This window comes from Caulobacter sp. SLTY (assembly GCF_009905535.1).
Classification (GTDB): Bacteria; Pseudomonadota; Alphaproteobacteria; order Caulobacterales; family Caulobacteraceae; genus Caulobacter.
In genome coordinates, this window is record NZ_JAAALA010000026.1 from 26902 (window position 1) to 44055 (window position 17154).

Consider the following 17154-nt stretch of genomic DNA (forward strand, 5'->3'; position numbering starts at 1 on the left):
TTGGAAAGGATAACACCGCAACGCGTGTCTTTGCTCCGTCGCTACCAGCGGCGCTTGCCGCTTACCGTTTCGAAGAACAGACGAAAATCGCCCATCAGGCTGAACAGCGGATACTGGAAGGTGGCCGGCCGGTTCTTCTCGAACACGAAATGACCGACCCAGGCAAAGCCGTAGCCGATGATCGGGGCGGCGGCGAAGAACCAGGGATTGACCAGGATTCCGGCGAACAGCGCCAGGATCACCAGCCCGGTGCCGACCACATGCAGCCGCCGACTGACCGGGTTGGCGTGCTCGGTCATGTAGAAGGGATAGAAATCTCGGAAGGTGCGATAGCGTTCGCCGGCAGGAAGGTTGGCCATGGGCGGAGCATCGTCCCACGCGCGGCGATGGTCAAGAAATGGCCCCAGGACCGGCGCCGATCCTGCACCGCCCGCTCAGTCGCGGTTCATATTGGGTCTGCCAGGATGGGCCATCGAACATAGGAAGCGAAGGTCTCGGGTACGATGTCCGCGTCGGTGAACGAACTGCATGTGATGGATGTCTGGGTTTTCCGCCTGCCGGAAACAGCCCAGGCCCGCGCCCTCTACGAGGGTCTGCCTGCCGCGCTGAAGGTCGGGGCGGAACTCCGCTGCGGCATCACCGGCGCCGAGCTACGCACGCCGTCGAACGAGGCTGCGGACTGGCTGCGGGGGCATCTGGCAGCGGCCTAGCGATAAGCTTCAGGGCTCCCGGCTGTGCCACACGCCCGCAACAGTGACCTCGCCGTCGCCGATCCGATAGCGAACGACGTAGGCGGCCTTGCCGAACCAGAGCACCAGTTCCCGGACATTCGGATCGTTCGTGGGGCGGCCGCGTCCCGGTGAAATATCGAGAGATTCAATTCCGCGCCTGATCAGCTGATGAGCTCTAAGAGCGGCGGCCAAGTCCCGCTCCATCAGAAAATCCACCAGCCGATCAATGTCGGCCTCGGCGCCCGGCAGGACATTGACCCTGCAGATCAATTGCCAACCGCCATCCTGGCCCTGATCTTTGCTTCAATACGGTCGAAGACCTCCTTGGCCGGTGAGGCGACACCTGTAAGGTCGTACTCGGCCAGCCTGGCCATATCCTCGGCCCAACCGTCGTCATTTCCGGCGATCGCCTGATCGACGAGCGACAGGACATAGGCTTCCGGCGTCAGGCCGGCGGCCTCGGCGACATCGGCCAGTTTGCCTGCGCGATCCCGATCCACGTGGATGTCGAAGCCGTCCGCCATGCCCAAAGCCTGACCCTCCCGCCGCCAACCGTCAAGAAAAACGCCCCGGAGGTGGTCCGGGGCGCTTCTGAGTCTAGCTGTCCAGGAAGCTCCGCAGCTTCCGGCTCCGGCTCGGGTGCTTCAGCTTGCGCAGCGCCTTCGCCTCGATCTGGCGGATCCGTTCGCGGGTGACGCTGAACTGCTGGCCTACCTCTTCGAGGGTGTGGTCGGTGTTCATGCCGATGCCGAACCGCATGCGCAGGACGCGTTCCTCACGGGGGGTGAGCGAGGCCAGCACCCGGGTGGTGGTTTCGCGCAGGTTGCTCTGGATGGCCGCGTCGATGGGCAGGACGGCGTTCTTGTCCTCGATGAAGTCGCCCAGGTGGCTGTCTTCCTCGTCGCCGATCGGCGTTTCGAGCGAGATCGGTTCCTTGGCGATCTTCAGGACCTTGCGCACCTTCTCCAGCGGCATGGCCAGCTTTTCGGCCAGCTCTTCCGGGGTCGGCTCGCGGCCGATCTCGTGCAGCATCTGGCGGCTGGTGCGAACGATCTTGTTGATCGTCTCGATCATGTGAACCGGGATACGGATGGTCCGCGCCTGGTCGGCGATCGAGCGGGTGATGGCCTGGCGAATCCACCAGGTGGCGTAGGTCGAGAACTTGTAGCCGCGGCGGTACTCGAACTTGTCGACCGCCTTCATCAGGCCGATGTTGCCCTCCTGGATCAGGTCCAGGAACTGCAGGCCGCGGTTGGTGTACTTCTTGGCGATGGAGATCACGAGGCGCAGGTTGGCCTCGACCATTTCCTTCTTAGCCTGCCGGGCCTCGCGCTCGCCCTTCTGCACGGTCTGGACGATGCGGCGGTAGTCGTCGATCGGCACGCCGGTTTCGGTGGCAAGGGCGGCCACTTCCTGGCGGATGTCGCCGACGCTGGTCACGTCGTTCTCGACGAACTTGGTCCAGCGCACACCCAGTTGCTTGACGGTGTCCTGCCAGCCCGGGTTCAGCTCCTGGCCGAAATAGGCCTTGAGGAACTCGGCGCGGCTGATGCCGTAGCTGTCGGCCAGGCGCAGCAGGCGGCCTTCCAGGGCCATCAGACGCTTGTTGATCGCATAGAGCTGCTCGACCAGCGCCTCGATGCGGTTGTTGTTCAGCTTGAGGGTCTTTAGCTTGGCGACAATGGCCGTGGTCGCGGCCGTGTAGTCCTTGCGCTCGGCCTCGGTCAGGTCCTTGCCCTGCAGCCGGCGCTCAACCAGCTTTTCCTGCAGCCGGCGGAAGCCGTCGAACTCGGCGGCGATGCCGTCCAGCGTTTCCATGACGCTTTCGCGCAGTTCGCCTTCCATGGCGCTGACGGTCGGGCCGGCGCCATCGTCGAAATCGTCCTCATCCTCTTCGCCTTCGGGCTTCTCTTCGCCCTCGGCCTTGTCTTCCGGCTCGGCGGCCTCGCCGTCCTCGGAAGGAACGACTGGCTGGGCGGCCGGGAACATGACGCCGTAGGTGCCTTCCAGGTCGATGACCTCGCGCAGCAGGATGCGGCCCGAGCCCAGTTCCTCGCGCCAGACCATGATGGCTTCGAAGGTCAGGGCGCTTTCGCACAGGCCACGAATCATCGCGTCGCGACCGGCCTCGATGCGCTTGGCGATGGCAATCTCGCCTTCGCGGCTGAGCAGTTCGACGCTGCCCATCTCGCGCAGATACATCCGCACCGGATCGTCGGTGCGGTCATAGGCGGCCTTGGTTTCCGCCTCGGTGGTGATCGAGGTTTCCTCGCGATTGGCGACCGCGCCGCCCTCACCCTCGGCCGCGTCCTCCTCGGCCTCGACCACGTTGACGCCCATTTCCGACAGCATGGCCAGGGTGTCTTCGATGGCGTCGGGGCTCACTTCCTCCGAGGGCAGCACCTTGTTCAGCTCGTCCATGGTGACGTAGCCGCGGGCCTTCGCCTGCTTGATGAACTTCTTGACCCCGGCATCGGTCAGGTCGAGCAGCGGGCCGTCGGCGGCGGGAGCTTCGGGGGCCTCGGTCTGCTCGGTGGTGGTGGTGCTCATCAACTGTCTCCAATGGCGCCGGACGCCCTGGGCAAAAGGGGCCGTCGTCGCCGAAAATTGCTGTCTGTCGATCTTTCAGGGGCCGGGCGGCTGAAAGGTTCCTGTCACGCCATCTCGGTTAACAGCGTCGAAACGTCGCAAGGACCACACCGAGTCCGCCATGAAAAATCGCTCCGCGAGGTAGCCCTCGGCGGAGACGTCGGCGTCTCGGGCGCGATCCCATCGTCTTTCGACTCCGAAAACGGCATTCCCAGGGACCTGGCCGGCGGCAACGGCGACATCTTCTTCGAGCGAGGGGCGCGCACTACGGCGGCCCGGTCGATGTCAGTCACAACCTTGCAAATCCACGTTGACGCAGATGGCGCGGCGCCCCCTGCGAGTCAAGGGCGGCAGGCCTGACGGGCATGATATTTCAGGCGAATTCGCCCAGACGCCTGCCTGGCGCTCAGACTATCGGGCGCCCTGGGATTTGCGCAGCCCGGCGCTGCTCGCGTCGGCCACCTCGGTCTTCTGCAGCTTCTTGGCCTTGCCGGGCGCCTCGCGGCCCTGGCCGGCCAGCAGGGCGTCGACCCGTCCCTTGGAAGCCTTGAAGCGGGCGATGTCCGGCCCGCTGAGCACCGAGCCGGTCGGCACCTTGGCCCCGATCGGGTTGATCCGGGCGCCCTTGAAGAAGATTTCGTAGTGCAGATGCGGCCCGGTCGAGCGGCCGGTCGACCCGACATAGCCGATCACCTGGCCCTGGCTGACCCGCACGCCGGGCCGGATGCCCTTGGCGTAGCGCGACATGTGGGCATAGCCGGTGGCGTAGCCGCCCGCGTGCTTGATCTTCACCCAGTTGCCGTAGCCGCCGTAACGGCCGGCCATCTCAACCACGCCGTCGCCGGCCGCCAGGATGGGGGTGCCGGTGCCGGCCCCGAAGTCGATGCCCTGGTGCATCTTGTTGTAGCCCAGGATCGGGTGGCGGCGGAAACCGAAGCGGCTGGTGATGCGGGCGCCATCGACGGGCGTGCGCAGCAGGGCCGATTTGATGTTCTTGCCCAGGTCGTCGAAGAACATCTGCTTCCCGTCGACCTTGGTGAAGCCGTAGAACTTCATCCCCTTCATCTCGGCGTACTGCAGGTCGCCGGCCTCGATGGTGCGGCCGCTGTCGGTGACCTTGCGGTCGAACACGAGGCAGAAGGGGTCGCCCGCCTTGATGTCGCGGCTGAAGTCGATCTTGTGGCTGAACAGCTTGGAGGCCTGGGCGGTGATCGCCGAGTTGGCGCCGATCTTCAGCGCGCTTTCATGGAAGCTGCCGTCCATCTCGCCGCAGGCGACGGTGGTCTCTTCGCGGACGGTCTCGGCCATTTCGCGCAGGCGCAGGGCGCCGTCGAAGGTGCGGGAGACGGTGATGGTCTTGGCCTGGCCGGTGCGCATCGACAGGCCGACCAGCTTGGCCGGGCCGCGGCGGCCCTCGGGACGGGCGACTGAAGCGATGAAGTCCATGCCGGCGCGAATGTTGACGGTGTCCATCACGCTGGACAGCACGCCCACCACCTGGCGGGCGTCAGACTCGGCGACGCCGCTGCGCTCGACCGCGTCCTGCAGGGTTTCGCCGGGGCGGACCTCGACGTTGACGCTCTCGCCGCGGGAGAAGCCTGGTAGGGCCTCGGCTTGGGCGAAGGCCAGATGTTGCAGTGCGGCGAAGGCGGCCGGGTCCATCGGAGGCGTGATCGTGGCTTCCTTGGCGTCGGTCATGCGCCAGGCCAGAGCCAGTACGCTGAGGCCCGCAACAGCAACGAAGACCTTCGGAGCAAGCCGGGTCGTCGGGCGTCGCGGATCAAACTCTTGCATTCGTTCCCTCGTGCGCTTGATCCCCCGAACTCGGGAGCACCGCTTCAGAATGGTACGGCTGGGACGCCCCCCAGCAATTCACGGGCCGTTTCTTGCCCGCTGCTACCCTTGAAAGGCAAGCACAATTCAGTGCTTTGGCTCTTTTGTCACGTCAGGTCTTAACGGAGCTTAACCATCGCGGGCGATCCTGGCGCGATTCAGATCAATTCCAGAACCTTCTCCTGGGGCCGGCAGAGGGCGGCGCCCTTGGGTGTCACGACGATGGGGCGATTGACCAGTTTCGGGTCTGCGACCATGGCGGAGATCAGTGTCTCGTCCGGCGCGGCGGGATCGGTCAGGCCCAGGTCTTCCGCATTGGTATCTCGCACCCGCAATATGTCGTGGGTCGAGGCGCTCATCCGGGCGAGGAGGTCGCGCAGCTGGTCGGCGGTCCAGCCGACCTTCAGGTACTCGACCACCGTCGGTTCGAGGCCATGCTCCTGGAGCAGCGCCAGGGTCTTGCGGGAGGTCCCGCAGGCGGGATTGTGGAAGATGGTCACGGTGGGCGAAGTCATCGTACGGCTCCTGGCGAGAACGCCGCCCGTCCTAGCGCGGGACTCACCAGCGGACCACCGCCTTGCCGACCACCCCGGTCGAACCGCTGGTTCCCCAGTGCATCAACCCACCAATGGGCTCCAGCGGCGGCTTGGCGCCCTGAGGCCAGGACTCCAGCAGCGTCCCAAAATCGACCTCGGCCGATCCATTGCCAGCCGTGGCCGGCCGGAAGGACAGCACCAGGGGCCGACCATCACCCGCCCAGCGCAGCCGTTGCCAGACCTTGGGCTTTGAGAGCCAAGCCGTCGGCTGGCCCTGCAGGGTGACGTCCTTGACCGGCGTGGTGAGCTTGAGGTTCAGCCGGGCGATGCGCGCGCCGGGGGGCGGCGTCAGGGTGATGGTCACCCAGCCATCGGGTTCGATGCGATGGGTCAGGGTCGGGGCTGTGACCGGGACGGGCTGAACAGGCGCGACGAACACCGGCCGGTCGGCCAGGGGCGGCAGGCTGGCCTCGGTCAGATGCTTGGCCGGCAGGCGGCTGTACAGGGTCAGGCCCGGCGTTGCCGTCGGGCTGGTCACCCAGGCCTTACCGGACTGCAGGTCGGTGATGTGGGTCAGACTGTAGGTCTCGGGGTAGCGGTCGCTCCAGGGCTGTCGCGCCATGACGGCAGGTAGGCCCACGGCGATGGCCAGGACGAAGACAATGAGGCCCAGGGCCAGGGGCGGCGGCTCCTTGCCCTTGTCGGGCTGCGCCAGGGGCCAGAGCGCCAGCGCCGCCAGAAGAGCGAACAGGCCGAGCAGGGCGGGGAAGTCGAGACCCTGGGCGGTCAGGTGGACGTAGACCGCCAGCCAGCCACAGACGGCGGCGGCGATCAGGGCCAGCAGCGGGGTCATCCGCCCGTCGGCGCCCCAGCGGCTGGCGGCGGCGCCGAGGGCGGCCAGGGTCAGCGGCCAGGCGAACAGGAAGGCGATTTGGGGTAGCAAGGCCTGAAGGGCGCCGGTGATCACGAAGGCCAGGATCAAGGCACCGGCCCAGGCGGCGGCCCGATCGACAGGGCGGCCGACGACGAACACTGCCAGCATGCCAGCGACTACCCCCAGCCCGAGGCCGACGGCATCGAAGCCACCGAACAGGCTGCCCAGGGCGCCGATCGCGGCGCCGAGCGGCAGCAGTAGCCAGCGCCGGGCCAGGGTGGCGTTTATCGCCATCGGGACTAGCAGGGTGACCCCAAGACCCAGCACGAACAGCACTGTCTCCCACATCGCCCATTCGGCCAGCAGGGGGCGCTGCTCCATAAACCCAAAGCCCACGCCGGTGACACGGCGGGCCAGGTTCAGCACCAGGGCGCTGGCCACGCCGATCAGCAGGAGGCCGGCGGCGCCCTTGAGGCCATCCATGCGGGGCAGCCGCTCACCGACCCGCCGGGCGCGCCAGCCGGCCAGCAGCAGCAAACCGCCGGCGAGGGCCAGGACCAGCCAGCCCATCGCGGGCGGATAGGCCAGCACATGGTCGCCGAATGTCTGGCTATAGACGGCGCTGGGCGCCTTGCCGGGCAGCTTGGGGGCAAAAGCCAGGCCGGCCGTGGCGGCCAGCACCTGGTCACCCATCGACTGCACCGAGCCTTTGTCGAGGTTGGCTACCGTCGCGGTCGGGGAATGATAGTCGAACTGGCGGCCGATGAAGGCGAAGTTCAGGCCCTGGATGCCCATTCGCTTGGGCACCGAGAAGTCGGTGTCGTTAGGCATCTTCTCATAGAGGAAGACGGCCAGGGCGCTGCTGATGGGCTTGTCGGCGCTCGATTTGAACACCTCGATCAGCTCGCCGTTGTCCCGCCCGGTCTCGAACATGTTGGCCCGCCCGCCGTTGCCGCGCGCCTCCATGTTGATGATCAGGCCGGTGCGCTTGGCCAGCGGATGTTGCTTGAAGAACGCCTCGGCGCCGCTGAGGCCCCACTCCTCCCCGTCGGTGACCAGCACGATGATGTCGCGGGCCGGGACGCCGCGGGACTTGATGGCGCGGATGACCTCCAGGCTGGAGGCCACCCCGGCCGCGTCGTCGGCCGCGCCGGGTGAGCTGGGAACGCTGTCGTAATGGCTCATCAGCATCAGGGCCGGTGCGGCGCGATCCTTGCCCGGCAGGATGCCGATGACGTTCTCCACATGGGCGCCGGTCAGCCAGTCGGGATTGTCGGGCGATACGGGGCTCAGGGCGTCGGCCGCCTGGACCGTGGGCGACAGGCCAAGCTGGGTCATCCGGGCGATCAGATAGTCACGGACCTTGGCGTTGGCGGGCGAGCCGATCGGGTGTGGCTCGCGGGCGATGACCGCAATGTCCTTGAGGGCGCGTTCGGCGGAGAAGACGTCGGCCGGCGCGTTGGCCGGAACCGGCTTGGGCGTGATCGTTCCCTGCCAGGCCAGCAGGGCGGCCAGCGCCAGGGCGATGGCCAGCCAGATCGTGCGCGTCATGTCCCGTTCCCCATACGTCGGGTTGCGAGGGGGCCACGCGTCGCCGGTTCGCGCAAGGTCGTTGCCGGCCGTGCGGCGCGTGCCACAATGGGTCCATGCGTGTTGTCTGGATTCCGCTGCTGTTGATGGCCGTCGCGCTGGCTGGCGGGGCGCGGGCGACCGAGCCCGGCTACAAGCCGCCCAAATGGGCGACCCTGCCGAGCGGGGAGGTTGTCGATCGCTTCTTCCCGAACGCCGCGTATCGGGCCGGGATCGGGGGAAGGGTGGTGTTGAAGTGCACCGTCACGATCGCAGGCAAGCCGATCGACTGCGAGGTGATCAGCGAAGATCCGACCGGCTACGGCTTCGGTCCGGCGGCGATCCGGGTGCTCGAGACTGAAGGCCTGTTCGAACCCGCGATGAGGAATGGCGCCCCGGAGGAGGCCCGCATAAGGATTCCATTTTCCTTCCAAGCGCCGGAGGAGCCGGAAGACGGCGTGTTGCTGGAACGCTCACCGCTCAGTCTCGACGAGACCCTGGCCTGCCTGGCGGTGACCCTCGACGATGGCTCGGTCAACGCCGATGAGAGTGACCAGAAGTACGGCTTCCTCTGGTACGCCCTCGCTTCGCTCGAGTTCGCGATCCATGGCGTCGGACCAGACGAGTCGGCGGATCGGATCGACAAAGCCCTGGTCCGCGCTGCTCGCCTGCGGGGCGATCCCGCCCAGGCGGCGGTGCGGTCCGACTGCATGATCGCGATCGATGAAGTCTTGTCGGGGATGCAATGATCCTGCTTTCGCTGATGCTCGCCGCCACCCTGCTGGCCGATCCCGATCCCGAGCCCGGTTCGGTCGAGGACTGCCTGGCCTGGAGTGTCGCCGACCTCGACGTCGCGCCCGCCGCCGAGAGGCGGGAATGGAACGGCCGGGTTCACCAGGTCAGCACCCTGCACTTTGCTTTCGCGATGAACCGTTCGATGACTGCCGTCGATATTCTCAAGGAGCAGCGCGAGCTTGTCCGGCTTGGGCATAGCCGCAAGACCCTGCGGAGCAAGGATCGAGACGCCTGCCTGAAGTCGTTTCCCAAGCCCGATCCCGAGGATATCCCGCCCCTGGAAACGAAAACGCCCGCCGGTTAGGGCGGGCGCTCGTCAGTTCGATGCGGCTTGAACCTAGGCTGCGACCACGCCGTCTTGCGGGTCGCGCAGCACGTAGCCGCGGCCCCAGACGGTCTCGATATGGTGCTGGCCGCCGCTGGCCGTGGCCAGCTTCTTGCGCAGCTTGCAGATGAAGACGTCGATGATCTTCAGTTCCGGCTCGTCCATGCCGCCGTAGAGGTGATTGAGGAACATCTCCTTGGTCAGGGTCGTGCCCTTGCGCAGGGAGAGCAGCTCCAGCATCTGGTATTCCTTGCCGGTCAGGTGGACGCGGCTGCCGGCCACTTCGACGGTCTTGGCGTCGAGGTTCACAGCGATGTCGCCGGTCTGGATGACGGCCTGGGCATGGCCCTTGGAGCGTCGGACGACCGCGTGGATGCGCGCGACCATCTCGTCCTTGTGGAAGGGCTTGGTCATGTAGTCGTCGGCCCCGCCGCCGAGCGTCTTGACCTTGGTGTCGATCTCGGCGGTGCCCGAGAGGATCATGATCGGGGTGTTGATCTTGCCGTTGCGCAGGGTCCGCAGCACGTCCATGCCGGACATATCGGGCAGGTTGAGGTCGAGCAGGATGAGGTCGTAGTCGTAGATCTTGCCCAGATCGACGCCTTCCTCGCCCAGGTCCGTCGTATAGACGTTGAACCCTTCGGACTTGAGCATCAGCTCGATCGTTTGCGCCGTGGCGCTATCGTCCTCGATCAACAGAACTCGCATCCAAGGTCCTCCCCGCGCCCAGCGGAACTAGATCGTCTTGCCCGGACGGAATCCTTCGTCCTTGCCCGCCGGTTAATTTCCGGCGGGTGGGGTTTAAGACTGGTTAATGGTGAACGGCCCGTTGGAAAGAATCGTTAAGCCGATTTGCGAATCGGGGGCAAGCGGGGTTCCGAAAAAGGCCCGGCGGGCGGGGGATGACTCTTTCGTGATCGGTTCGGGTCGTTCGGCCAAGGCGTTGGCGGTTAAGGGTTTTGCCGCTTTCCGGGATTGAGGGCGCGGCCGTTTGACTCAGGGGCCGGTAGGGTGGCGGGTTGCGACACCGTGTCCGTCAGGCGGCCTTGGGGAACACGCCCGCGCGGCTGAGGGACGAGGCGGGCGCCTTGCCGATCCGTTCGCCGACCCAGGCGGCGGTTTCGATAAGACGTTCGAGGTCCAGGCCGGTGTCGAATCCGGCGCGGGTCAGCATGTAGACCAGGTCTTCGGTGCCGATGTTGCCGGTGGCGGCGGGGGCGAAGGGGCAGCCGCCGAGGCCGCCGACCGAGGCGTCGAGGATGTCGACCCCGGCCTCTACTCCGGCGAAGGCGTTGGCCAGGCCGGTGTTGCGGGTGTCGTGGAAGTGCAGGCGAAGCTTGATGTCGCCGATGACCTGGCGGACGGCTTCGATGCGCTTGCGGACCGTCCAGGGGTCGGCCACTCCGATGGTGTCTGCCAGGGCGATTTCCTCCACCCCCAGCGCGGCGGCGGCGCGGCAAATGGAAACGACCTGCGCTTCCGGCACCTCCCCGTCGAAGGGGCAGCCGAAGGCGACCGATACGGTCGCGGTGATCGGCGGGCCGCCGCTGGCGCCTCGCTTGGCCACGATCGCCCCGAGAGCATCGACCTGTTCGGCCACCGAGGCGCCCTGGTTGCGGATGCCGAAGCCGTCGCTGGCGCAGACCACGATGTTGGCCTCGTCGCAGGCGGCCTCGACGCAGCGGTCCCAGCCGCGCTCGTTGAGCACCAGGCCAATGCGGCTGCGGCCATCCTGGTGGGGCAGGGCGGCCATGATCTCCTCGGCGCCGGCCATCTGGGGCACGCGCTTGGGATTGACGAAGCTGACCACCTCCTGTCGCTTCACGCCGCAGGCTTCCAGCCGGGTGATCAGCTCGACGCGTTCAGCCGGCTCGAGAATGGCCTTCTCGTTCTGCAGGCCGTCGCGGGCGCCGACTTCGACGATCTCGATGAAACGGCTCATGCTTACTCCTCGTCGGGCTCTGAAACCGGGGCGGCGGTGCGCGCGCCTGGTGTGGCGGCGGCCGGCTGGCGGGCCAGGTCGGTAGCGCGGGGAACGCCGCGGTACAGGGTCAGGTCCATGTCGTCCCCATTGCTGTAGTTGATGGCCTTCAGCCGGGTGATCGGGTCGACCTTGACGCCGGAGGCCTTCATCAGGGCCAGGAACTCGGCCTGCTCCCGCTTTTCGACGATGGCGGGGCGGCCCTCGGCCAGGGCGCGGACGGCGTCCTCTGGCCCGCCCAGGCCCGTGCGGGTGCCCAGCGCGAAGACCAGGCTGGGCTCCGAATAGCCGGCCACCTCGACGGGGCCAGGCGCACGGCCCTCGCGGGGGTCAAGGCCAGTCCGCTCCAGGGCCATGGCGGTGCGCCGGGCCAGCCACAGGGGCTCCAGACGCGGGGCCAGCTGGCCGACGATGAAGGCGTGGCTGAGCAAGCCGAGAACGCCGACCGTGACGACTGTGCCCAAGGGCTTGCCGCGATAGAGCAGGATGCCGCCGGCGATGGCCGTGGCCAGGAACAGGCCGGCGGTCAGGATGGTCCAGATCAGGTCCGGCTGGTCGCCGTACTCGACCATCGCGGCAATGCAGACCCCGGCGAGGAGGACGCCGCCCAGGCCCAGCAGGGCGACGCCGGCAATGCGGGTCCAGCGGCCGGGCGCTGCCATGACGGCGGCAGCGACCAGCCAGAACAGGGCCGCGTGGGCGGGCAGGGTGTAGTGCGGCAGCTTGGTCGGGAGGATCTCGAAGGCCAGCCAGGTGGGGACCAGCCAGCAGAGGGCGAAGCGGACGCCCGGCTCATTGCGCTGCTTCCAGGCCAGCATCACGGCGGCGGGGACCAGCAGAATCCAGGGAAACAGGGTCAGCGGCGAGACCATCAGGTGGTAGCCGAAGATGCCGCCATGCCGCTCGTGGCCCCCGGCCAGCTTGGGGGCCAGGTCGCCGCCGATCGCCGCGCCCCAGAAGGCGCCGTCGCTGGCCACGCTGATGGCCACCGCCCAAGGACCGAACACGGCCAGCACCAGGACCAGGCCCCAGCCCCAGCTGAGGTTCCGCATCCACTTGGCGTCGCGGTCCCAGACCCACAGGGCGGCCAGGGTCAGCAGGAAGACCATCAGGATCACCGGCCCCTTGACCAGCACCCCGAAGGCGATGCCCAGCCAGAGCAGCAATCGGGTTCGCCAACCCGCTGTGCCTATGCCTTTTGACGCCCCGTAGAGCCGCGCCAGGGCGGCCATGGCCAGGGTGGTGCAGCCGGCCAGCATGGCGTCGGTCTTGGCGATGAAGGCCTCCGTCGACAGCAGGAAGCCGGCGGCGAACATGGCGCCCGCCAGGAGGGCGGTGCGGTCGCCCCAAAAGGCGCGGGCCCCCCAGACGCAGGCGGCGGCGGCCAGCATGGCGCCCAGCAGGCTGGGGATGCGGTAGGCCCAGATGTCGCGGTCCTCGACGCTGGAGAACAGGGCGACGCTGGCGGCCTGGAACCAGTGGATGCCGACCGGCTTCTTGTCGCGCGACTGGTCCTGGAAGTTGATGGAAACGAAGTCGCCGGTCTCCAGCATCTGGGCCGTGGCCTGGGCGAAGCGGCTCTCGTCGCGGTCGAGCGAGGGCATGGCCATCACGCCTGGAAGGCCGGCCAGGAAGGCGATCAGGGCGGCCACGGCGGGACCACGCCAGCCCTTGGCCAGGGTGTCCAGCAAGGCGTCGAGACGGGATTCGAGGCTCATGTCGCGCTTGATAGCATGTTCCGCCAGCCGCCTATCCTTCCTTGAAGGCCGAATTCAGGTATGGAGGGCGCATGCAAAATCCGGTTCCCGACTATTCGATCGTGGTGCCCGTCTATGACGAGGGCGAGGCCGCGCCGGCGCTGGCGCGCGAGATCGCCGCGGCGTTCGGAGACCGGTCCTATGAGCTGATCTTCGTCAATGACGCCAGCAAGGACGACACCCAGGCGCGGCTGACGGCGCTCAAGGCCGAGATCCCGCAGCTGCGGGTGCTGGCCCACCGGAAGAACAGCGGCCAGAGCCGGGCGATCCGCTCGGGCGTGCGGGCGGCGCGGGCCCCGATCATCGTGACCCTGGACGGCGACGGCCAGAACGACCCGGCCGACGCCCCCCGCCTGGCCGAGCGGCTGAAGGCCTCGCCCGAGACGGTGGGGCTGATCGGCGGCGAACGGGTCAAGCGCCAGGACAGCGAGGCCAAACGCTGGGCCAGCCGCTGGGCCAACCGCATCCGCCGGCGGCTGCTGAACGATGACTGCAACGACACCGGCTGCGGGCTGAAGGCCTTCCGCCGCGACGTCTTCCTGGCGCTCCCCTACTTCGACCACATCCACCGCTACCTGCCGGCCCTGGTGCTGCGCGAGGGGTATCAGACGGCGTTCGAGCCGGTGAACCACCGGCACCGAGAGAGCGGGGTGTCGAAATACAACAACTGGGGCCGGCTGAAGGCCTCGGTCAGCGACCTGCTGGGCGTGATGTGGCTGAACACCCGGGCGCGCAACCCGCAGGGCGTGGACGAGGTCTAGGGGCGTCGAGGGGCGGGGCGAAGGTGGCTAAACTATACGAGCGGTTGGACGACAACCTCATCACCTTCATCAAGGCCCAGAAGCTGTTCTTCGTGGCCACCGCGCCCCTGTCCGCGGAGGGGTCGGTGAATGTGTCGCCCAAGGGGTATGACAGCCTGGCGATTATCGATCCGGTGACGGTGGCTTATCTGGACCTCGGCGGGTCGGGCATTGAGACGCATGCGCATGTTCGGGAGAATGGGCGGATTACGTTGATGTTCTGCGCGTTCGAGGGGGCGGCGAGCATCCTGCGGCTCTATGGGACCGGGGAGGCGGTGGCGTTCGGGGAGCCTGGGTTCGCCGAAAAGATGGCGCTGTTTCCGGGGTTCGAGCGGGCTCGAGGGATCGTGACCGTGCGGATCCGGCGGATCTCCGACAGCTGTGGCTGGGGGGTGCCGTTCTTTGAGTACCAGGGGGAGCGGGATCAGCTGCGCCGGCATGTGGACCATCGGCCGCAGGATGAATGGGCGGAGCGGCGGTACGAAAGCAATGCGCTGTCGATCGATGGGCTGCCGGGACTGGTGCGGCCGATGGGGAAAGGTTGACCTCGTAGCCGGCTACCTGTCCCCGGTTTGCGCCGGCGGTGGGTCTGGTGCGGTTCAGCCGATTGTTGACTGGCGGTTGAGGCGAGGGCCGGTTTGGAGCCGGCGCTGACCGGGGACAGGTAGCGGCGCTGGTGCGCCGCAACCTTTTCCCTTGACCATAATGCACATTTGTAGATTAATGAGGTTACGTTTGTAGCTTCGGAGGTTTGCGATGCGGGTGCTGCTGGTTCTGTTGCCGGTGCTGATGCTGGGGGCCTGCGATGTGGAGGCGGTGCAGGCGAAGTATCGCGAGCGTCAGGCGGCGATCGATCCGATGCGGCTGTGGTCGGTGGAGGTTGTGCCGGCTCAGGCGGGGGTGAACGCGGTGAAGATCTGTGCGGACAGCCGGATCAGCGAGGGGCTGGACCGGCCGGCGGTGACCGCGGGGACCAGCTACTGCAAGCCGTTCGGTGACGAGGTGATGGCCGGCAAGGCGCGCATGCAGCGGTGCGAGTTGGACGGGAAGACCTGGGTGGCGACAGCCGCGGTCAGGGGGGACCGCACGCGGGATTTCCTTGCCGTCCAGTCGGTGGAGCCCGTCGATGGTGGGCAGGGGTATCGGCAGACCCGGCGTTACCGGCTGCTGGGCGACTGTCCGGAGGGCTGGAACATCGGCGACACCACCGATCAGCAGGGGCGGCGGGTGAAAGGGGGATCTCCGCTGCTGGCCCTGATCGGGGGGTAGGAGCAGGCGAACGCCCGGGGCGCGAGCTTGCTTCACCCGCGCCCGAAAACACGTTAACCCTTGTTCGTCGGAGCCGGGCTGACCGGAGACACGAGGGATCTGATGCAGATGTTCGCCGCCTTCCCGCTGCTGGCCATTCCGGTGCTAATCTACAATCTGGTGGTGCTGACCCTGCCGGGCGGGTTCGGATCGCCCGATGCGGCGCTGTCGCTGAGCGAGCCGCTGTTCACGGTGAACATGACTTCGGGGTCGCCTTGGCCGGTGAGCCTGTCGGACCTGTTGCTGGCGGGATCGCTGGTGGTGCTGTTCATCGAGCTTCTGAAGTCGACCACCAGCCGGCGGATCGCGATCATCAATCACTCGCTGTCGATGCTGCTGTTCATCGTTTGCCTGGTCGAATTTCTGCTGGCGCCGGCGTTCGCGACCTCGACCTTCTTCCTGATGACCGTGATGGTCCTGCTGGACGTTCTTGCCGGGTTCATCGTGACCATCGTGGCCGCCCGCCGGGACATCGATTTCGGTCCTGGCGAGGGCGGCTGAAGACAGGTTCCAGACGCTTAGGTCAGCACGGTGAAGAGCAGGGCGACAACCGTGACGTCCATGGCGCGGATCAGGATGCTGGTCACTTAAGGGCTCCGGAACAGGGTTTATTCCGGGTTAAGCAAGACCGGCGCCAGTTCGGAGCGTTCCCCTTTGGCACTGTTTTTCGACGTCGAATGGTACGAGGCGCGGCTCGCCGATCGGGGGATCAGCCGGGCGGTGCTTGCGGCCGTGTCGGGGATGAGCGAGGTCGATGTCGGCCTGGTGTTCAAGGATCAGCGGGAGCTGTCGGCGGCCGAGGTAGGGGCGTTTGCCGAGTTGTTGGGTGTAAGCCCGGCGGAGGCGGCGCTGCGGGCGGGGGTGTCGACCCCGGTTCCAGGGGCGGATCCGCTGGCGCGCATCGCCGAGCTTGAGCGGCGGGTGGCGGCGCTGGAGGCGACGCTTAAATCTCGGTCTTCTTGAGAAGGCCCTTGGGCGGTCGCCGGTCGGCGGGGCCGCTGTATTCGGTTTCCAGATAGGCGCTTCTTGCCGCGTCCACCGTCCCCGGTTGGCGTAGGCCGCGGCGTTGGCCGGGCTGACCGAGGAGTTGGGCGGCGAAGGCGGCGGGGCCGTCGAGCGGGGGCGGGGAGGTGTGTTCGTGGGCGTGTGGGACGTCGACCGGGACGGGGAGGTTCGACGTGGAGGCGGCTTCCGGTTGCTCGGGCGCGCGGTCTTCGCGCCGCCGGTCGAACTGGCGGCGGTCTCCGTAGGGCCGGGTCGGGTCTAGCCGTTCGGTCATGGCCCCAGGTTAGGGCCGGGTCGGTTAAGACTTCGACGCCAGCTTGTCGATCTGGGCCCGCATAGCCTCGACCTGCTTCTTCAGTTCGTTGAGGCTGTCGTCATCCGCGGCCGCGGGGGCCGCCGGGGCGGCGCCGGCGGTGGGTTCCTCGCCCCGCCCGTAGGCGAAGGGGGAGAACATCTTCATCGCCCGTTCGAACAGGGCCATGTTCTGGCGTACCTGCTCGTCGAAGCCGGGCATGCCCAGGCCGCCGGCGCCAATGGTCCCGAACTGCTGGCGCATGCGCTCCTGCTGCTGGGAGAAGGTCTGCAGGCTCATCTCCAGGTAGGCCGGCAGGAAGGCCTGCATCTGGTTGCCGTAGAAACCGATCAGCTGACGCAGAAACTGGATTGGCAGCAGGTTCTTGCCGTCGCCCCGGTTCTCTTCATCGAAGATGATCTGGGTCAGGACCGACCGGGTGATGTCCTCGCCGCTCTTGGCGTCGAAGACCACGAAGTCGACGTTCTCGCGCACCATGTCGGCCAGGTGTTCGAGGGTCACGTAGCTGCTGGAGGCGGTGTTGTAGAGGCGGCGGTTGGCGTACTTCTTGATCACCACCTTCTCGCCGGCTTCCGACTTGTCGGACATTTCATCCCCGTTTTTCGGCGGCATGGCCGCATATCTTGCGCCGCACTATCGCGGAAGCGAAGGCGTTACGCCAGCCTTGCTCGCAATTGCGAAAAAGCAACCTTCCGCGATCACCGGGTGACGGACGCAGAGGATTTGGGCATGGTGCGA

Annotated in this window: 20 protein-coding genes; 8 read left to right on the forward strand and 12 right to left on the reverse strand. The window is 67.0% G+C overall.

The window, feature by feature from the left end; genetic code table 11:
• Positions 1 to 41 precede the first annotated feature (41 nt).
• Complete coding sequence (locus tag GVN21_RS14745) at positions 42 to 359, reverse strand: Mpo1-like protein (RefSeq protein WP_166575522.1); 318 nt, start codon at positions 357 to 359, stop codon at positions 42 to 44.
• 144 nt (positions 360 to 503) lie between these two features.
• On the opposite strand from GVN21_RS14745, the gene GVN21_RS14750 reads away from it, so the two are divergent.
• Complete coding sequence (locus tag GVN21_RS14750; RefSeq protein ID WP_166575523.1) at positions 504 to 710, forward strand: hypothetical protein; 207 nt, start codon at positions 504 to 506, stop codon at positions 708 to 710.
• A 9-nt stretch (positions 711 to 719) separates the two neighbouring features.
• Here GVN21_RS14750 and GVN21_RS14755 read toward each other — a convergent pair whose 3' ends face one another.
• The 6 genes from GVN21_RS14755 to GVN21_RS14780 all read right to left on the reverse strand — a co-directional run bounded on the left by GVN21_RS14755 (position 720) and on the right by GVN21_RS14780 (position 8114).
• Complete coding sequence (locus GVN21_RS14755) at positions 720 to 1001, reverse strand: type II toxin-antitoxin system RelE/ParE family toxin (protein WP_166575524.1); 282 nt, start codon at positions 999 to 1001, stop codon at positions 720 to 722.
• A complete protein-coding gene (locus GVN21_RS14760) occupies positions 998 to 1255 on the reverse strand; it encodes a hypothetical protein (RefSeq protein ID WP_166575525.1) in 258 nt (85 codons plus the stop codon). Before GVN21_RS14760 ends, GVN21_RS14755 begins: the two co-directional genes overlap by 4 nt.
• Positions 1256 to 1328: 73 nt before the next feature.
• Positions 1329 to 3281, reverse strand: coding sequence for an RNA polymerase sigma factor RpoD (gene rpoD / locus GVN21_RS14765; protein WP_166575526.1), 1953 nt, complete (start codon positions 3279 to 3281; stop codon positions 1329 to 1331).
• 450 nt (positions 3282 to 3731) lie between these two features.
• Complete coding sequence (locus tag GVN21_RS14770) at positions 3732 to 5114, reverse strand: M23 family metallopeptidase (RefSeq protein WP_166575527.1); 1383 nt, start codon at positions 5112 to 5114, stop codon at positions 3732 to 3734.
• Between the two features lie 197 nt (positions 5115 to 5311).
• Positions 5312 to 5668, reverse strand: a complete 357-nt coding sequence (gene arsC, locus GVN21_RS14775) for an arsenate reductase (glutaredoxin) (protein WP_166575528.1) — start codon at positions 5666 to 5668, stop codon at positions 5312 to 5314.
• 43 nt (positions 5669 to 5711) lie between these two features.
• Positions 5712 to 8114, reverse strand: a complete 2403-nt coding sequence (locus GVN21_RS14780) for a M20/M25/M40 family metallo-hydrolase (protein WP_166575529.1) — start codon at positions 8112 to 8114, stop codon at positions 5712 to 5714.
• Between the two features lie 95 nt (positions 8115 to 8209).
• Between GVN21_RS14780 and GVN21_RS14785 the strand changes: the two genes are divergently transcribed.
• Complete coding sequence (locus GVN21_RS14785) at positions 8210 to 8881, forward strand: energy transducer TonB (protein ID WP_166575530.1); 672 nt, start codon at positions 8210 to 8212, stop codon at positions 8879 to 8881.
• Entirely contained in the window at positions 8878 to 9231 is a 354-nt protein-coding gene (locus GVN21_RS14790) for a hypothetical protein (protein ID WP_166575531.1), read from the forward strand. Before GVN21_RS14785 ends, GVN21_RS14790 begins: the two co-directional genes overlap by 4 nt.
• A 33-nt stretch (positions 9232 to 9264) precedes the next feature.
• Here GVN21_RS14790 and GVN21_RS14795 read toward each other — a convergent pair whose 3' ends face one another.
• The 3 genes from GVN21_RS14795 to GVN21_RS14805 all read right to left on the reverse strand — a co-directional run bounded on the left by GVN21_RS14795 (position 9265) and on the right by GVN21_RS14805 (position 12951).
• A complete protein-coding gene (locus tag GVN21_RS14795; RefSeq protein WP_166575532.1) occupies positions 9265 to 9960 on the reverse strand; it encodes a response regulator transcription factor in 696 nt (231 codons plus the stop codon).
• A gap of 328 nt (positions 9961 to 10288) precedes the next feature.
• Entirely contained in the window at positions 10289 to 11194 is a 906-nt protein-coding gene (locus tag GVN21_RS14800) for a hydroxymethylglutaryl-CoA lyase (protein ID WP_166575533.1), read from the reverse strand.
• Between the two features lie 2 nt (positions 11195 to 11196).
• Entirely contained in the window at positions 11197 to 12951 is a 1755-nt protein-coding gene (locus tag GVN21_RS14805; RefSeq protein ID WP_166575534.1) for a glycosyltransferase family 39 protein, read from the reverse strand.
• Between the two features lie 71 nt (positions 12952 to 13022).
• On the opposite strand from GVN21_RS14805, the gene GVN21_RS14810 reads away from it, so the two are divergent.
• From GVN21_RS14810 to GVN21_RS14830, 5 genes are all read left to right on the forward strand, one after another.
• Positions 13023 to 13751, forward strand: coding sequence for a glycosyltransferase family 2 protein (locus tag GVN21_RS14810; RefSeq protein WP_166575535.1), 729 nt, complete (start codon positions 13023 to 13025; stop codon positions 13749 to 13751).
• A 23-nt stretch (positions 13752 to 13774) separates the two neighbouring features.
• Positions 13775 to 14335, forward strand: coding sequence for a pyridoxamine 5'-phosphate oxidase family protein (locus GVN21_RS14815; RefSeq protein ID WP_166575536.1), 561 nt, complete (start codon positions 13775 to 13777; stop codon positions 14333 to 14335).
• A gap of 211 nt (positions 14336 to 14546) precedes the next feature.
• Positions 14547 to 15059 (forward strand): hypothetical protein, encoded by a 513-nt coding sequence (locus tag GVN21_RS14820; RefSeq protein WP_166575537.1) that lies wholly within the window; start codon positions 14547 to 14549, stop codon positions 15057 to 15059.
• A gap of 108 nt (positions 15060 to 15167) precedes the next feature.
• Positions 15168 to 15599, forward strand: coding sequence for a hypothetical protein (locus GVN21_RS14825; protein WP_166575561.1), 432 nt, complete (start codon positions 15168 to 15170; stop codon positions 15597 to 15599).
• A gap of 153 nt (positions 15600 to 15752) precedes the next feature.
• Complete coding sequence (locus GVN21_RS14830) at positions 15753 to 16061, forward strand: DNA-binding protein (RefSeq protein WP_166575538.1); 309 nt, start codon at positions 15753 to 15755, stop codon at positions 16059 to 16061.
• Here the strand turns inward: GVN21_RS14830 and GVN21_RS14835 are convergent.
• Positions 16042 to 16377, reverse strand: a complete 336-nt coding sequence (locus tag GVN21_RS14835) for a hypothetical protein (protein ID WP_166575539.1) — start codon at positions 16375 to 16377, stop codon at positions 16042 to 16044. The genes GVN21_RS14830 and GVN21_RS14835 overlap by 20 nt on opposite strands.
• A gap of 24 nt (positions 16378 to 16401) precedes the next feature.
• On the reverse strand, positions 16402 to 17004 hold the full coding sequence (gene phaR, locus GVN21_RS14840) for a polyhydroxyalkanoate synthesis repressor PhaR (RefSeq protein WP_240902959.1): 603 nt from the start codon (positions 17002 to 17004) through the stop codon (positions 16402 to 16404).
• Positions 17005 to 17154: the final 150 nt, after the last annotated feature.

Bases quoted from the DNA above. Each gene is read 5' to 3' on its own strand.
- GVN21_RS14790 (WP_166575531.1), top strand. From the start codon at position 8,878: ATGATCCTGCTTTCGCTGATGCTCGCCGCCACCCTGCTGGCCGATCCC.
- GVN21_RS14800 (WP_166575533.1), bottom strand. From the start codon at position 11,194: ATGAGCCGTTTCATCGAGATCGTCGAAGTCGGCGCCCGCGACGGCCTG.
- GVN21_RS14750 (WP_166575523.1), top strand. From the start codon at position 504: ATGTCCGCGTCGGTGAACGAACTGCATGTGATGGATGTCTGGGTTTTC.
- GVN21_RS14785 (WP_166575530.1), top strand. From the start codon at position 8,210: ATGCGTGTTGTCTGGATTCCGCTGCTGTTGATGGCCGTCGCGCTGGCT.
- GVN21_RS14835 (WP_166575539.1), bottom strand. From the start codon at position 16,377: ATGACCGAACGGCTAGACCCGACCCGGCCCTACGGAGACCGCCGCCAG.
- GVN21_RS14825 (WP_166575561.1), top strand. From the start codon at position 15,168: ATGTTCGCCGCCTTCCCGCTGCTGGCCATTCCGGTGCTAATCTACAAT.
- phaR (WP_240902959.1), bottom strand. From the start codon at position 17,004: ATGTCCGACAAGTCGGAAGCCGGCGAGAAGGTGGTGATCAAGAAGTAC.
- GVN21_RS14760 (WP_166575525.1), bottom strand. From the start codon at position 1,255: ATGGCGGACGGCTTCGACATCCACGTGGATCGGGATCGCGCAGGCAAA.
- GVN21_RS14810 (WP_166575535.1), top strand. From the start codon at position 13,023: ATGCAAAATCCGGTTCCCGACTATTCGATCGTGGTGCCCGTCTATGAC.
- arsC (WP_166575528.1), bottom strand. From the start codon at position 5,668: ATGACTTCGCCCACCGTGACCATCTTCCACAATCCCGCCTGCGGGACC.
- GVN21_RS14770 (WP_166575527.1), bottom strand. From the start codon at position 5,114: ATGCAAGAGTTTGATCCGCGACGCCCGACGACCCGGCTTGCTCCGAAG.
- GVN21_RS14745 (WP_166575522.1), bottom strand. From the start codon at position 359: ATGGCCAACCTTCCTGCCGGCGAACGCTATCGCACCTTCCGAGATTTC.
- GVN21_RS14795 (WP_166575532.1), bottom strand. From the start codon at position 9,960: ATGCGAGTTCTGTTGATCGAGGACGATAGCGCCACGGCGCAAACGATC.
- rpoD (WP_166575526.1), bottom strand. From the start codon at position 3,281: ATGAGCACCACCACCACCGAGCAGACCGAGGCCCCCGAAGCTCCCGCC.
- GVN21_RS14820 (WP_166575537.1), top strand. From the start codon at position 14,547: ATGCGGGTGCTGCTGGTTCTGTTGCCGGTGCTGATGCTGGGGGCCTGC.
- GVN21_RS14780 (WP_166575529.1), bottom strand. From the start codon at position 8,114: ATGACGCGCACGATCTGGCTGGCCATCGCCCTGGCGCTGGCCGCCCTG.
- GVN21_RS14805 (WP_166575534.1), bottom strand. From the start codon at position 12,951: ATGAGCCTCGAATCCCGTCTCGACGCCTTGCTGGACACCCTGGCCAAG.